The following is a 14,451-nucleotide window of genomic DNA, read 5'->3' as shown; positions in this document are numbered from 1 at the left end:
TTCAGAACGGAGCGCGCTCGCGCGTGTCCTTGTCGAGCGGATACGTGCGGGACGCCTTTTCGTTGGCGGAATGCCGGTACGTGCTGTGGTCGCGCGAGGCGTCGTCCGCGGCCTTCGCGGGCGCGGGCGGCGGGCCCGCCTTGACCGCAGCCGGCGCGACCGTGGTGGTCTCTTCGACTTTCGTGCTCACCGGCGTGGTGGTCTTGACCGTCGTCTTGCTCTTGACCACCGCCGGCTTCGTGTGGGTCTCGAGCTCGGTACGCTGCTCGCGCTCGATGGTGACCGGATCACCCGGCAGCAGCGTTTCCGGATCGCGCATCTGCGAACGGAACTGCGCGCGGCGGTCGCCGCTGACGAAATCGAGATCGCGAGGCGAGCGGATCACGTGCGGCGTAAGGAAGATGATCAGGTTGACCTTCTCCTTGTCCTTGCGCTCGTAGCGGAAGAGCCGCCCGATCAGTGGGATGTCGCCGAGCACCGGCACCTTCGACTCGCCGGCTTCGCCGCGATTGCTGATCAGGCCTCCGATCACGACCGTGCGTCCGTCGCCGACGCTGACCACGGTTGACGCCGAGCGAATCGTCGTCGTCGGTCCGACCTGGACGACTTCCTGGGCATTGAGGTCCTGGCGGACGAGAGCCGAAACCTCCTGATAAACGTCGAGGACAACGAGGTCGCCTTCGGCGACCTGCGGCCGCACGCGCAGCTTGATGCCGACGTCCTTGCGCTCGACCTGCGTGAAAACGTTCTCGATGTTCGTGATGTCGGCGGTGCGGCCGGTCACGAACGGGATGTTCTGGCCGACGAGGATCTCGGCCTCCTGGTTGTCGAGCGTCAGCATCGTCGGCGCCGACAGCACTTCGATGTCGTTGGTCGCGTCGAGCGCCTGCAGCAGCGCGTAGTTGGCGGGAAGCTGGGTGCCGTCGGGGAGCGTGACGGTCTTGTCGCTCGCGGCGGCAGCGACCAGGCCTCCAAGCGCGAGCGGATTGACGAACGCCGAGCCGAGCTGCGCGATGTTCGAGCGCAGCAGCAGGTCGCCTGCGCCGATGCTGGCTACCGCCTGGTAGTCGAGGCCGAGCGCTTTCGCTTTGTTCGTGGAGGCTTCGATGATGATCGCTTCGATGAAGACCTGCGGCCGCGGAATGTCGAGTTTCTGGAGCAGGTTGAGGATCGTGTTCCACTCCTGCTTCGGTCCGTCGACGATCACCGCGTTGGTCGCGGGATCGGCGGTGATCGATACGACGTCGTTCGAAGCCGATGGAGGTGACGAAGGCGACGACTGCGCAAGCGACTGGCTGCTGGCCGGTTGCGTGCTCGACAGCGACGACTGGTTCGGTTCGTCTTTTTTGCCGGGCTTGCGCCGCGTCTGGCCTTTGGAGCCTTGCAGCATCGCGGAGATGACCTCGACCAGTGACTCGGCGTCGGCACTCTTCGCATAGTAGACGTGGATGCGCTCTTCGCCCGGTCGGATTTCGGTATCGAGGCCGGCAGCCAGCGCGCGTACGCGCGCCATCTCGGCAGCGGGCGCCATCACGACGAGCGAGTTCGTCCGCTCGTCGGGAGTGATCTTGAATCCGAGCTGAAGCGGAGACGTCGTGAGGTTCTTTTCCTTCTCGTCGCCACCACCTCCTCCTCCGCCGCCGCCGCCGCGTCGCCGGCCTCCGCCGCCGCCCGACTGACCGAGAAGCAGATCGACGATCTGCTCCGAGGTTCGCACGGCTTCGGCGTGCTTCAGCGGAATCACCTGAACCACCTGCTCGTGACCGGGAATGTCCATCGCCGAAACCATCTCGGCGAGACGCGACAGGTTCGAGGCACTATCACTGATGATGACGGTGTTGGTGCCTTCGTACGGAACGATCGATCCGTCCTTGGAAACCTGCGGCGCGAGCACGCGTGCGATGTCGCCGGCGTTCACGTAGCGAAGCGAGATCAGCCTGGTCGCGAATCCGGCCGTCGTGCGGCCGCCGTCGACGACGGCCGTGCCGGCGGTGCGCGCATCCTTGGTCGGCACGATGCGCATGACGGCGCCTTCGTCGACCGTCGTAAGGCCCTGTGTGGCCAGCACCGACTGGAACATCGCGAACGCCTGCTCGACGTTGACCGGTGTCGGCGACACCACCGAAACTGTCCCTTCGATCTTGTCGCCGAAGACGATGTTGCGGCCGGTCACCTTGCTGATGAACTTGATGAACGCGGTGAGCTCGACGTTCTCGAAGTTCATGACGATCGCCGACTTGTCGGCCGGAACCGGAAGCTCCTGCGATGCGGAGGCATCGTCGTCCTCGGCGTGCGCCGCGAGCGCTCCGAGAACCAGAGGAAGCATGCCGGCCAGGACGACGGCGAGAAGCGTGCTTGAGCAGAGTCGGCGTTTCATCGGCATTTCATCGCGCGTCGCAACGGCATTTCATCGGGCTTTTCATCGGATGGTGTACGTGTAGCTGCGCGGTTTGCCGCTGCGGACGAAGCCGACGCGGATCTGGCCCATCGACTGGATCTCGGTGAGCAGCCCCATCGCCTTCGACGGGTCGTTGAGCTCGGTGTCGTTGACTCTCTGCACGATGTCTCCGTCGACCAGGCCGATCTTCTCGAAGATCGATCCTGGCCGGATGTTGATCAGCCGGAAGCCCGAGCTCTTGCCATCGGCCAGCACCGGAACGGCCCGGGCCTGCGTGATGACTTCGTTCAGGTTCGAGACCACGTGCTCGACTTCACGCCGGTCGACGAGGTATGCGCCCTCACCGGTTTTTCTTACGCCTGCCGCCTCGGCGGCGGAGTTTTTTTTTGAGTCCTTGCCGCGCTTTTCGGCTTTGACGTACTTGGCGGCCTTCTCTTCCTTCTTGCCGGTCAGGTGACTCCCGTTCTTTACGGTCGCGATTGGTGTCGCCGCCGCTTCGTCCTCTTCGATCTCGTAGCGGCGCTTCTTGCCCTTGAAGAGGACGTCGGCTCCGTCGGTGTCCACCGAGACCAGCTTCGGACCGTCGAAGATCTTCTCGCCGATGCCGAACACATTCTGCTCTCCGCTCGACGTGTTCTCGAACACCGCGAACGATGCGCCTTGCGACGCGGCGATTCCACGCAAGCGCAGGTCGACGGCTCCGGCCGGTGCGGGCGCCTCGTCGCCGGCCACGTCGACGTCGGCGGCTCCGAACAGATTGCGCTTGAGGATGATCGCGTCGCTGGCCGAACGGCGGGATTTGTCCGCGTGGGCGGCCGGCTCGCCGGCCGTGGAGAGAGGACTCACTTTCGGATGCAGGTCGAGGCCGACCAGGCGAACGACCACGACGGCAGCGGCCCATGCCGTCAGTACGATCAGACCGTAGTGTGCAGCCTTGATCGCCTGAGCGAATCCCGCTCGCCGGATCATCGCGCCGAGGGTAGAGAACACGGTGCAGAAGTTCAAGTTTTGCGCGCACTTGCACAGCCAACCGGATTGACTGCCCGAGAAGTGCGGGCTAGCGTCCGCCGCGCCTTACCCGATCCCCACGGACAATGTCGGATACGAACAGACCGGAAGACGAGAGTGAGCAGGTTCGCGTGCGCCGCGCGAAGCTCGCCGAGCTGCGTACCGCGGGGCAGGCTTTCCCCAACGATTTCAAGCCCGACGCGACCACCGACCAGCTCGTGCGCGAGTTCGGCGATCTTCCAACCGAAGAGATCGAAGCGAAAAGCGGCCACTACCGGCTCGGCGGACGCGTCCTCGTCGTCCGCGATTTCGGCAAGTCGTCTTTCCTCAAGCTCCAGGACGGGTCGGGTTCGATCCAGCTGTTCGCGAACAAGGCCGAGCTCGGCGACGAGACCTTCAAGCTCGTGCGGCGACTCGACGCCGGCGACATCGTCGGGGCAACCGGCAAGCTGTTTCGCACCCGCACCGGCGAGCTGACGCTGCGGCTCGACAGCCTGCGGCTGCTCGTCAAGTCTCTCAGGCCTCTGCCGGAGAAGTGGCACGGGCTTCAGGACAAGGAAGTCCGCTACCGCCAGCGCTACGTCGACCTGATCGTCAACGAGGACGTCCGCCGCACGTTCCGGCGCCGCGCCGCGATCATCGCGGGCCTCAGGCGCTTCTTTACAGAGGAAGGCTATCTCGAGGTCGAAACGCCGCTTTTGCAGCCGATTGCCGGCGGAGCGGCTGCCAAGCCGTTCGTCACGCATCACAACGCGCTGTCGATGGACCTGTTCATGCGCATCGCGCCCGAGCTGTACCTGAAGCGGCTCGTCGTCGGCGGCTTCGAGCGCGTCTTCGAGATCGGCCGCATGTTCCGCAACGAAGGCATCTCGCTGCAGCACAATCCCGAATTCACGATGTGCGAGTTCTACCAGGCGTGGGCAACCTGCGAAGACCTGATCGGGCTGACCGAACGGATGCTGTCGACGCTTGCGCGCGAGACGACCGGCAGCGAGCAGGTTCCTTACGGCGACGTCGTTCTGGATTTCTCGGCGCCAATGCGGCGCGTCGACATGGCCGACGCCGTAGCCGGCGTGCTCGGCGTAACCCGCAGCGAAGCGCTCGACCGCGCGGTGCTCGAGCGCGCCGCCGACAAGCTCGGCATCGATCCGAAAAAGCGCCAGCCGGGCCTCGGGCTTCTCGCCGACGTGTTCGAGGCGACGTGCGAGGAGACGCTCGTGCAGCCGACGTTCGTCACCGGCTTTCCGATCGAGATCTCGCCGCTCGCGCGCAGGAACGACGCGGACCCGCGCTTCGTCGACCGCTTCGAGCTGTATGTAGCCAAGCGGGAGATCGCCAACGGCTTCTCCGAGCTCAACGATCCCGAAGACCAGTACGAACGCTTCGTCGAGCAGATGAAGAGAAAGGAAGCCGGCGACGAGGAAGCCAGCGATCTCGACGAAGACTACGTGCGCGCGCTCGAAGTCGGCCTTCCGCCGACAGCCGGCGAGGGAATCGGCATCGATCGCCTCGTGATGCTCCTGACCGATTCCGCCTCGATCCGCGACGTGCTCCTTTTCCCACACCTGCGGCACGAGGGCCGCGGCCGATAAGCCCCGCCGCGGCGAACGCGGGCGGTGCAGACGAGCAAAGGAAAACGGACCGGCGATGTCGTGGGAGCTTTTCGTAGGACTGCGTTATCTGCGCTCGCGCCGCAGTGACGCGTTCGTATCCGTCATCACGCTGATTTCCACGCTCGGAGTGCTGCTCGGCGTGATGGTGCTGACGATGACGCTCGCGATCATGACGGGCTTCGAGGAAGACCTGCGCGCGCGCATCCTCGGCCTGCATCCGCATCTTCGCGTGACCAACCAGCTCGGGACCGGCCTGGTCGACAAGCCCGACGAGATCGTCGAGACGTTGAAGAGCGATCCGCGCGTCGAGGACGCAGCGGCGGTCGTGCAGTCGCAGATGCTCGCATCGAGCGGCGACACGCTGCTCGGCGTGTTCGCGCGCGGCATCGATGCGAAGTCGGGCAGCTCGACCGCCGGCATCGACAAGTACGTGGTCGAAGGTTCGATCGAAGACGTCGGCAAGCACGTGACGGCCGAGGGCGTCGAGCTGCCGACCGTGATGATCGGCCGCGAGCTTGCCGGAAAGCTGTTCGTCGAACGCGGCGAGGTCATCCGCCTGATGTCGCCGCGCTTTTCGGCGAGCCCGATGGGTGCGATGCCGCGCGCCAAGCGCTTCGTCGTCGCCGCCATCTTCGATTCGGGCATGGTCGAGTACGACAGTGCGCTGGTGTTCATGGGGATCGACGATGCGCGCGCGCTGTTCGGCGTCGGCCGCATCGCGACCGGCGTCGAGGCGCGCCTCTACCATCCCTACGAGGCGCCCGAGGTGGCCGCCTCGCTCTCCGAGAAAATTCCGATGCCGTACGCGGTCGAGCCCTGGACCGAAGCGCATCGCAACGTCTTCGCCGCGCTCAAGCTCGAGAAGACCGCGTACTTTTTGATCCTTCTGCTGATCATCCTGGTCGCGGCGTTTACGATCGTCTCGACGCTCTACATGGTCGTCATGGAGAAGCGGCGCGACATCGCCGTGCTGAAGACGATGGGCGCGGACGACGCGAGCATCGCGCGGATCTTCGTGATGAAGGGGCTTCTGATCGGCGGCGTCGGCACCAGCCTCGGCGCGATCTTCGGCTGGCTCGGCTGCCTTGCGCTCAGCCGCTACGAGTTCATCCATTTGCCCGAGGGGGTCTTCTACGTGAAGACCCTGCCGGTGCGGATGGAGCCCGAAAACTTCCTGATGGTGGTCGCCGCATCCATGGTGATCTGCCTCGGGGCGTGCTTATTCCCGGCCTGGAAGGCCGCGCGGGTCGTGCCCGTCGACGTGCTGCGCTATGAGTGACGCCGCGCGAGAGACCGCCCGTCTCGCGTCTGCCGGGACGGCCCCAAGTTCGAAAAGTTCGAACGGAGCTGCGATCGAGGCCGAGGGCCTCTGCCGACGCTACGACGATCGCGAGAACGTGATCGAAGTGCTGCGCGGAGTATGCCTCGCCGTGGCACCGGGCGAGTCGGTCGCCGTAGTCGGCGAATCGGGGACCGGCAAGAGCACTCTTCTTCACCTCCTCGGCGGGCTCGACCGGCCAGACGGTGGTTCGGTCAGGGTGCGCGGCGTGGATATTTACGGACTGCCGAGCCGGGAACGGACGGCGCTGCGCGGTAAGGACATCGGCTTCGTGTTTCAGTTCCACCATCTTCTCGGCGACTTCGACGCAATCGAAAACGTAATGATGCCGCTGCTCGTCACCGGTGTTTCCAGGTCTGCGGCCAGGAAGAGGGCGCTCGAGCTTCTCGAGCGCGTAGGTCTCGGCCAGCGCCTCGATCACCGTCCCGGAGAGCTTTCGGGCGGCGAGCAGCAGAGAGTGGCGGTCGCGCGGGCGCTTGCCGTGCGTCCCGGCGTGGTGCTGGCCGACGAGCCGACCGGGAACCTCGATCCGGCCACGGCCGAAGAGGTCCACCGCCTGCTGCGCGACGTCCAGAAGGAAGAAGGTGCGGCGCTGATCGTCGCTACGCACAACGCCACTCTGGCCGGAATGCTCGACCGGACGCTACGAATGGAAGGTGGAGTCCTGCTCGAGCGCATCGGAGATGCGCGCGTGATCAAGAAGGAGGAACGGCCGTCGTGATCCGCCCGCTCTCGACACGGCTACTCGTGCTCTCGCTCTGTGCGGCCCTGGTCGTGCCGGCGCCGGTTCTCGCCATCGCCGCGGAGCCTTCGGCCGCCGCCGAGCCGGTCGTCCTCGCGCGCGCCGGAACCGCACCGCCTGCCGGCGAAGCCGCGGCGCCGCCGGTCGCACTCGCCGAAAGCAAGGCCCCGCAGCGGACCGCCGAGCCAACCGGCGTGGTGCGCGGCTTTCGCATCGAAGGCGAAAAGCGCGTCGACGAAGGCGCCATCCGCATCCACATCACGCATCCGACCGGCGTGCCGGTCGACCGCTCGGCGACCGACCTCGACGTGAAGTCGATCTACAAGATGGGCTTCTTCGACAACGTGTGGGTCACGACCGAGCCCGCGCCTGGCGGAGTCACGCTCGTCTACCACGTCGAGGAGCGCCCGTACGTGGCGAGGCTCGAGTTCGAGGGCAACGAGAACGTCGAGAAGGCCGATCTCGAAGCCGTCGTCGGCATCCGCCCGCGCACCGTGTTCGATCCGCAGCGCGCGTGGGAAGGGCTTCGCGAGGCAAAGAAAGTCTACGCCGGCGAGGGCTATCCCGACGCCGAGATCCGCTACGAGCTCGTCAAGGACGTCGACGGCAACGTGACGGTCCGCTACGTGATCGACGAGAAGAACAAGGTCCTCGTCGACAAGATCAATTTCCAGGGCGTCCACGCGTTCAGCCACTTCAAGCTTCGCCGCATCATGTCGACGCGCAAGAAGTGGATCGGCGGATGGTTCACCGGCGCCGGCATCCTCAAGGACGAGGAGCTGCAGACCGACGTCGAGCGCCTGACGGCGTTCTACTACGACAACGGCTACATCCAGGTGCGCGTCGACGACATCGAAGTCACGCGCGAAGACGACAACTTCATCCTGACGGTGCGCATCGAAGAGGGCGACCAGTACCGCATCGGCAACATCCGCTTCGAGGGCGAAGTGCTCGAGGACCAGGACAAGCTGGCGCTTTCGTCGGGCCTGAAGAGCGGCGAGATCTTCAAGCCGAGCCGGCTGCGCGAGTCGATCTTCTCGGTGACCGAAGAATACGGAAACCTCGGCCGCGCGTTCGCCGAAGCGGTGCCGAACACCGACGTGCATCCGGACCTCAAGACCGTCGACGTCACGTTCAAGATGACCGCAGGGCCGGTCGTCAAGGTCGACCGCATCGAGGTTCGCGGCAACACCAAGACCCGCGACGAAGTCGTGCGCCGCGAGCTGCGCCAGCAGGAAGGCGAGCAGTTCAGCGGCCGCGGGCTTCGCCAGGGAACCGCGCGCGTCAAGCGCCTCGGCATCTTCGACGAGGTCAAGGTCGAGAGCACCAAGACGGCCGAGGCCGACCAGGTCAACCTCGTCGTCAACGTCAAGGAAGGCCGCACCGGAACGTTCTCGGCGGGCGCCGGCTTCAGCTCGGAAGATTCGCTGCTGGCGAACGCGCGCATCACCGAGCGCAACCTTTTCGGCCGTGCGCAGACGGCGACGATGAACGTCGACTTCGGGTCGCGGCGGCAGAACTACCGGCTGGGATTCGTCGAGCCATGGGCCTTCGACATTCCGCTGTCGCTCGGCATCGATGCGTTCAGCTGGAGCTACGAGTTCAGCGACTTCCGCCGCGGCGGTACCGGCATGTCGCTGCGCGCCAGCTATCCGCTCTGGGAGCTCGGACTCAAGGATCTTTTCGGTGCGTCGCTCGACGACATCCGCGTCGGACTCGAATACCGGCTCGAGAACACCGTGATCAAAGGCGTGTCTCGCTCGGCGCCGGCCAGCATCGAGAACGAGCAGGGCACCCGGCTGACCAGCAGCCTTCGCCCGTCGATCGTACGCAACACGATCGATCAGCCTTTCGACCCGACCGAAGGATCGATCAACACCGTGTCGGCCGAGTTCGCGGGACTCGGCGGCGAGAACGAGTTTACCAAGTTCGACGTTTCGTCGCGTTGGTACTTCCCGTTCTACAAGGCCGAGAGCGGCTGGAGGCTCGTCTACGCGATCGCCGGCACTTTCGGTTACGGCGTCGGAAACGGCGGCCTCAAGGGCGAGGACCTGCCGCTGTCGGAACGCTACTTCCCCGGCGGCATCAACACGGTTCGCGGCTTCCAGTCGCGAACGCTCGGTCCGCGCGAGGACTTCTGCGACCATCCGAACGGCGTCGAGTGCCGCAGCAGCGAGATCGGCGGCAGCAGCCAGCTGATCGTCAACAACGAAATCATCTTCCCGATCATTCCCGATGCGGGCGTCAAGGGAGTCGTCTTCTTCGATGCCGGCAACGCGTGGAAGCACGACGAAGGAATCGACCTCGGCGACCTTCGCCTCGCAACGGGCGTCGGGCTGCGCTGGCTCTCGCCGTTCGGCCCGCTGCGCATCGAGATCGGCTTCCCGCTCAACGAAAAGCACGACGACGAGACGAGCCTGGTGCTGTTCTCGTTCGGCACGCCTTACTGACCGTACGCCAACAGGAGAACCGATGAAGAAGACTTGGACTATGACTGCCCTGGCGGGCCTTTCGATGGCGGCACTCGCGCTCGTCGGCGTTTCCGCCGCAACGGCCTCGGCCGCCGACCTGAAGATCGGCTACATCGTCACGCCGCGCCTGCTCGCGGAGAGCAAGCTCGGCAAGGAGTCGAGCGCGAAGCTCAAGGCCAAGGCCGACACGGCCGAGAAGACGCTCCAGAAGAAGATGGAAGACGTCAAGAAGCTGCAGGACGACATCACCAAGCGCATGGCGGTGCTGAACGACACCGAGAAGGCCAAGCTCGGCGAGGAGTACGAGAAGCAGCTTCGCGACGCCAAGCGCCTGAAGGAAGACGCGCAGCGCGACTTCGACAAGAGCCGCGGCGAGATCGAAAACGACATGATGACGAAGTTCCGCACGGTCATCGAGAAGTTTGCGAAGGATAACGGCTACGACCTCGTGCTCGACGCCGGAACGCTGCTCTACATCTCGCAAAAAGCCGACATCACCACCGAAGTTATCCAGCTAGCGGACAAGTCGATCTAGCCGGATCCCGTATGGGACGTCACTGTGTGGGCCGTCGCGCGGCACGGGGGTATCGGCGCGCTCGCTTTAGTCCTCGCTTCGCTGCGGAACGACTCGCACGCCGACACCCCCGCACCACGCGCCGGCCCGCGCATGCTGCTGGACGCGTCACACCCCGGCACGCGGATGTTGCCGGACGCTTCGTGCGCCGGCCCGCGAATGTCGTGACCGCGACGTGCCTTTTTCACCGTGGCGTCACTGTGTGTGCCGGTACGCGGCACGGGGGTACCGGCGCGCTCGCTTTAGTCCTCGCTTCGCTGCGGAACGACTCGCACGCCGGCACCCCCGCACCACGCCCCGGCGCGCGGATGTCGAACATTTCTCAGGGAATGAGCGGGTTCGCGTGAGCGTTCGGATTCATCCCACCGCGATCGTCGATGCCGGCGCTCAGCTCGACGACGGGGTTACCGTCGGGCCGTATGCGATCGTCGGGGGCGGGGCGAAGGTCGGGCGGGATACCGCGATCGGGCCGCACGTGGTGCTCGACGGCCTCGTGACGATCGGGGAGCGCTGCACGTTCACGGGGCAGTCTTCGATCGGGACGGCGCCGCAGGATCTCAAGTACAAGGGCAGCCCGACGCGGCTCGATATCGGCGACGACAACATCGTGCGCGAGTTCGTCACGATGAATCGCGCGACCGAGCACGGCGGCGGCACGACGCGCGTCGGCAATCACGGCATGTTCATGGCGTACGCACACGTTGCGCACGACTGCATCGTCGGCGATCACGTCGTCATGGCGAATGCGGCGACGCTTGCCGGGCACGTGACGATCGAGGACCACGCGATCGTCGGCGGGCTGGTGGCGATCCACCAGTTCGTGCGCATCGGCGAGTCGGCGATTCTCGGCGGCGGTGCGATGGTCACGCTCGACGTGATTCCATACGGCATGGCCGCGGGTGACCGCGCGGCGATGCAGGGCCTCAATGTGATCGGCATCCGGCGGCGCGGGTTTTCCACCGAGACCATCCAGGCGCTGCGCGCGGCGTACCGCACCATCTTCCGCTCCGGCATGCGCCTGCAGGATGCGCTCGAAGCGCTGCGCGCCGACGCGGAGGGTGAACCGCGCGTCGAGCACCTGATCCGTTTCATCGAGGGCTCCCAGCGCGGGATCTGTCGATGACATCGGGAAGCGGAGAGGCCGGCGGCCGCGCCGGAACCGGCGCCGCTCCGGAAGTCATCGGCCTCATCGCCGGCAACGGCCGCTTTCCGCTGCTGTTTGCGCGCGAAGCGCGCCGCCGCGGGCTGCATGTGGCGGCGGTCGCGCATCACGGCGAGACCGTCGAAGAACTTGGACATGACGTCGACGAGATCACGTGGGTTCGCGTCGGCCAGCTCGGAAAGCTGCTGCGCGCGCTGCGCGCGGCCGGTGTGCGGCGCGCGGTCATGGCCGGCGGCATCGACAAGGTCCGCTCGCTGACGCAGATCCGGCCGGACCTGCGCGGGATCCTCTTTCTTCGCCGCGCACTGACGGCCGGAGGGCACGGCGACGATGCGCTGCTGCGGCTTCTCGCCACCGAGCTCGAAGGCGAGGGCATCGAGATCGTACCGTCGACGATCTTCCTCGACACGCTGCTCGCACCGGCGGGGCGCATCGCCGGGCCGAAGCCGTCCGAGCAGGCGCTCTCCGACATCCGTGCCGGATGCCGCGTGCTTGCCGCGCTCGGCGCGGCCGACGTCGGTCAGAGCGTCGTCGTCGAGCGCGGCGTCGTGCTCGCGGTCGAAGCCGTCGAAGGCACCGACGAGACCGTGCTGCGTGCCGGGCGCCTGCGGCGCGGCGCGCTCGTCGTCGTCAAGACCGCCAAGCACGACCAGGACATGCGCTTCGACGTGCCCGCCGTCGGACGCAAGACCATCGCAACGATGGTCGAGGCCGGAGCGTCGGTACTGGCCGTCGAAGCCGGCGCCACGCTGCTGCTCGACCGCGACGAGATGCTCGCGGCTGCGGCCGAAGCGCGCATCTCGATCGTCGGTTGCACGAGGTCGGGTGCGGTCGCAGGGCTGAGCGATGACTGAGCGGGTGCGTGCAGCGGTCGTCGGAGTCGGTCACCTCGGCGCGCTGCACGCCGCCAAATATGCGGCGACTGACGGCGCCGAGCTCGCCGGCGTCTACGACATCGACCCGGCGCGTGCCCGCGATGTGGCCGCTACTCACGGCTGCCGCAGCTTCGAGAGCCTTGCGGCGCTGCTTGGCGAAGCGGACTGCGTCAGCGTCGCGACTCCGACCGCAACGCATCGCGAAGTGGCGTCGGCCGCGATCGCGCGCGGCGTTTCGGTGCTCGTCGAAAAACCGCTCGCGGCATCGCTGGCGGATGCCAGCGAGCTCGTCCGCACGGCTGACGAGAAAGGCGTGCTGCTGTTCGTCGGCCATCTGGAACGCTTCAATCCGGCGTTTGCCGATCTGCCGTCGATCGTCGGCCATCCGCGCTTCATCGAGTGTCATCGCCTGTCGCCGTTCGCCGGCCGCGGCGCGGACACCGACGTGGTCTTCGACGTGATGATCCACGACCTCGACCTGATCGCGTTCGTCGTCGGGCGCGAGGCGCTCGGCATCGAGGCGATCGGCGTGCCGGTGCTGTCGGATCACGCCGACATCGCCAACGCGCGCCTTCGCTTCGACGGCGGATGCATCGCCAACGTGACGGCGAGCCGCGTCTCGCTCAAGCGCGAGCGGCGCCTGCGAATCTTCCAGGAGGACGCGTACGTTGCCGTCGATTTCGACGCGCGCAGCCTTCGCATCGTGCGGCGCAGGGCCGGCGCAGGCCCGATCGACCTTTCGTCGCCGATGGACGCGATCGAAGTCGAGGAGCGCACGTTCGCCGACGATGCCGATCCGCTGCGCGAAGAGATTGCCGCGTTCGTGCGCGCCGTAGCCTCTCACCGCGACGCCAGAGCGCGCGGCCAAGTGGAACGGGCGGGCACAGGCCTCGAGGCCGCGCGAGCGCGCGAGATCGGCATCACCGGACGCGAGGCGCTGGTTGCGGTCGAGCTTGCCGAACGGGTGCGCGTCGCCGTCGCCAGCGAAGCAGCGAAGAACGAGCTCGAAGCCGGCGGCACTGCACGCGCATCGGGCGCACCGGCGGGCCGCCCAGAACGCCCACGAAGCCCAGGAAGCAATTGATCAGCAAGAGCCGGAAGATCCTGATGGTCGCCGGCGAGGCGTCCGGCGACACGCTCGGCGCGTACCTTGCGGCGGCCATGCGGCGCATCGATCCGTCGGTCCGGCTCTACGGCGTCGGCGGCAGCGCGATGCGCGAAGCGGGCGTCGATACGATCGTCGATACCGCCGAGCTTTCGGTGATGGGATTTTCCGAGCTCGGCCGCGAGATCGGCCGCGTGCTCGGCACGCAGCGGCAACTCCGCCGCGAGCTTCGCGAGTTCAAGCCCGACCTGTTCGTGCCGATCGACTTCCCGGACTTCAACCTTCCGCTGTGCCGCGTCGCGAAGAAATCCGGCGTGCCGGTGTTCTACTACGTGAGCCCGCAGGTCTGGGCATGGCGACGCCGGCGCATCGAGACGATCGCGAGCACGGTCACGCGCATGGTCGTGCTGTTTCCGTTCGAAGCCGAGCTTTACCGCGGGCGCGGCGTCGACGCGCATTTCGTCGGACATCCGCTCGCCGAAAATCTTGCGGCATCGCGTTCGCGCGCCGACGTGCGAACCGATCTCCACGTCGCAGAGGACCAGCAGCTGGTTGCGCTGCTGCCGGGAAGCCGGCGGCGCGAGGTCGAGGAGATGCTTCCGATCATGCTCGAGGCGGCCGGCGAGCTCGGACCGCGCGTGATGGCCGTCGTTGCCGAGGCACCACAGCTTCCCGAGGGGTTCGTCGGAGACGTGATCACGCGACATGCCAAAGGCTACCGGGCAGTCGCACGCCGGCGGGGCGAAGCCTACAATCTTCTCGCAGCCGCCGACGCGTCGTTCGTCACGTCGGGAACGGCGACGCTCGAGAGCGCGCTCGCCGGTTGTCCGATGGTGGTGGCCTACCGCATGTCACGCCTGAGCTACGCAATCGCACGCCGGCTCGTGAAGGTTCCGTTCATCGCGATGCCCAATCTGCTGCTCGACCGCGAGGTGGTCTGCGAGCTCGTGCAGGACGACGCAACTCCGTCGCGACTCGCCGCCGAAGGACGCCGCATCCTCGAGGACGCGCCGCTTCGCGAGCGCATGACGCGCGACTTCGCCGAGATCTGCCGCCTGCTGACGCGGCCCGGATCGGCCGATCGTGCGGCGGCGCTCGCAATGGAGCTTCTCGCCTGAAACCGCGCCAGGTCATCGGCCGGCTCGCCGGGTTCCTGCGGCCATA

At 66.4% G+C, this 14,451-nt stretch carries 11 protein-coding genes; 9 read left to right on the top strand and 2 right to left on the bottom strand.

The features are described from left to right. Nucleotide 1: 1 nt before the first annotated feature. Both gspD and gspC read right to left on the bottom strand, forming a co-directional pair. Nucleotides 2–2,377: a type II secretion system secretin GspD gene (gene gspD, locus VN634_17335; protein HXC52650.1), complete on the bottom strand. Its 2,376-nt coding sequence runs from the start codon at nt 2,375–2,377 to the stop codon at nt 2–4. Between the two features lie 42 nt (nt 2,378–2,419). Beyond that, nucleotides 2,420–3,403, bottom strand: coding sequence for a type II secretion system protein GspC (gene gspC, locus VN634_17330; protein HXC52649.1), 984 nt, complete (start codon nt 3,401–3,403; stop codon nt 2,420–2,422). 89 nt (nt 3,404–3,492) lie between these two features. Here gspC and lysS point away from each other — a divergent pair, with 89 nt between their 5' ends. The 9 genes from lysS to lpxB all read left to right on the top strand — a co-directional run bounded on the left by lysS (nt 3,493) and on the right by lpxB (nt 14,405). Further along, entirely contained in the window at nt 3,493–4,998 is a 1,506-nt protein-coding gene (gene lysS, locus VN634_17325) for a lysine--tRNA ligase (GenBank protein ID HXC52648.1), read from the top strand. A gap of 55 nt (nt 4,999–5,053) precedes the next feature. Further along, on the top strand, nt 5,054–6,298 hold the full coding sequence (locus VN634_17320; GenBank protein HXC52647.1) for an ABC transporter permease: 1,245 nt from the start codon (nt 5,054–5,056) through the stop codon (nt 6,296–6,298). A 118-nt stretch (nt 6,299–6,416) separates the two neighbouring features. Beyond that, nucleotides 6,417–7,079 carry an ABC transporter ATP-binding protein gene (locus tag VN634_17315; GenBank protein HXC52646.1) on the top strand — a complete coding sequence of 221 codons (663 nt, stop codon included), beginning with the start codon at nt 6,417–6,419 and terminating at the stop codon, nt 7,077–7,079. Next, complete coding sequence (bamA, locus tag VN634_17310; protein HXC52645.1) at nt 7,076–9,550, top strand: outer membrane protein assembly factor BamA; 2,475 nt, start codon at nt 7,076–7,078, stop codon at nt 9,548–9,550. Before VN634_17315 ends, bamA begins: the two co-directional genes overlap by 4 nt. A gap of 22 nt (nt 9,551–9,572) precedes the next feature. Then, nucleotides 9,573–10,106, top strand: a complete 534-nt coding sequence (locus VN634_17305) for an OmpH family outer membrane protein (protein ID HXC52644.1) — start codon at nt 9,573–9,575, stop codon at nt 10,104–10,106. Between the two features lie 382 nt (nt 10,107–10,488). Further along, the gene (gene lpxA / locus VN634_17300) at nt 10,489–11,268 is read left to right on the top strand and encodes an acyl-ACP--UDP-N-acetylglucosamine O-acyltransferase (protein HXC52643.1); all 780 of its coding nucleotides are present in this window, start codon (nt 10,489–10,491) and stop codon (nt 11,266–11,268) included. Then, on the top strand, nt 11,265–12,161 hold the full coding sequence (gene lpxI / locus VN634_17295) for a UDP-2,3-diacylglucosamine diphosphatase LpxI (GenBank protein HXC52642.1): 897 nt from the start codon (nt 11,265–11,267) through the stop codon (nt 12,159–12,161). The genes lpxA and lpxI overlap by 4 nt, the downstream gene beginning before the upstream one ends. Further along, a complete protein-coding gene (locus tag VN634_17290) occupies nt 12,154–13,266 on the top strand; it encodes a Gfo/Idh/MocA family oxidoreductase (protein HXC52641.1) in 1,113 nt (370 codons plus the stop codon). Before lpxI ends, VN634_17290 begins: the two co-directional genes overlap by 8 nt. Further along, nucleotides 13,263–14,405: a lipid-A-disaccharide synthase gene (gene lpxB, locus VN634_17285; GenBank protein HXC52640.1), complete on the top strand. Its 1,143-nt coding sequence runs from the start codon at nt 13,263–13,265 to the stop codon at nt 14,403–14,405. Before VN634_17290 ends, lpxB begins: the two co-directional genes overlap by 4 nt. The last annotated feature ends 46 nt before the right edge of the window (nt 14,406–14,451 follow it).

The sequence above is a fragment of the Candidatus Limnocylindrales bacterium genome (assembly GCA_035571835.1).
GTDB lineage: Bacteria > Desulfobacterota > Binatia > UBA1149 > CAITLU01 > DATNBU01.
The sequence above is the reverse complement of the archived record's forward strand: the minus strand, read 5'-3'. Positions and strand labels throughout refer to the sequence as shown.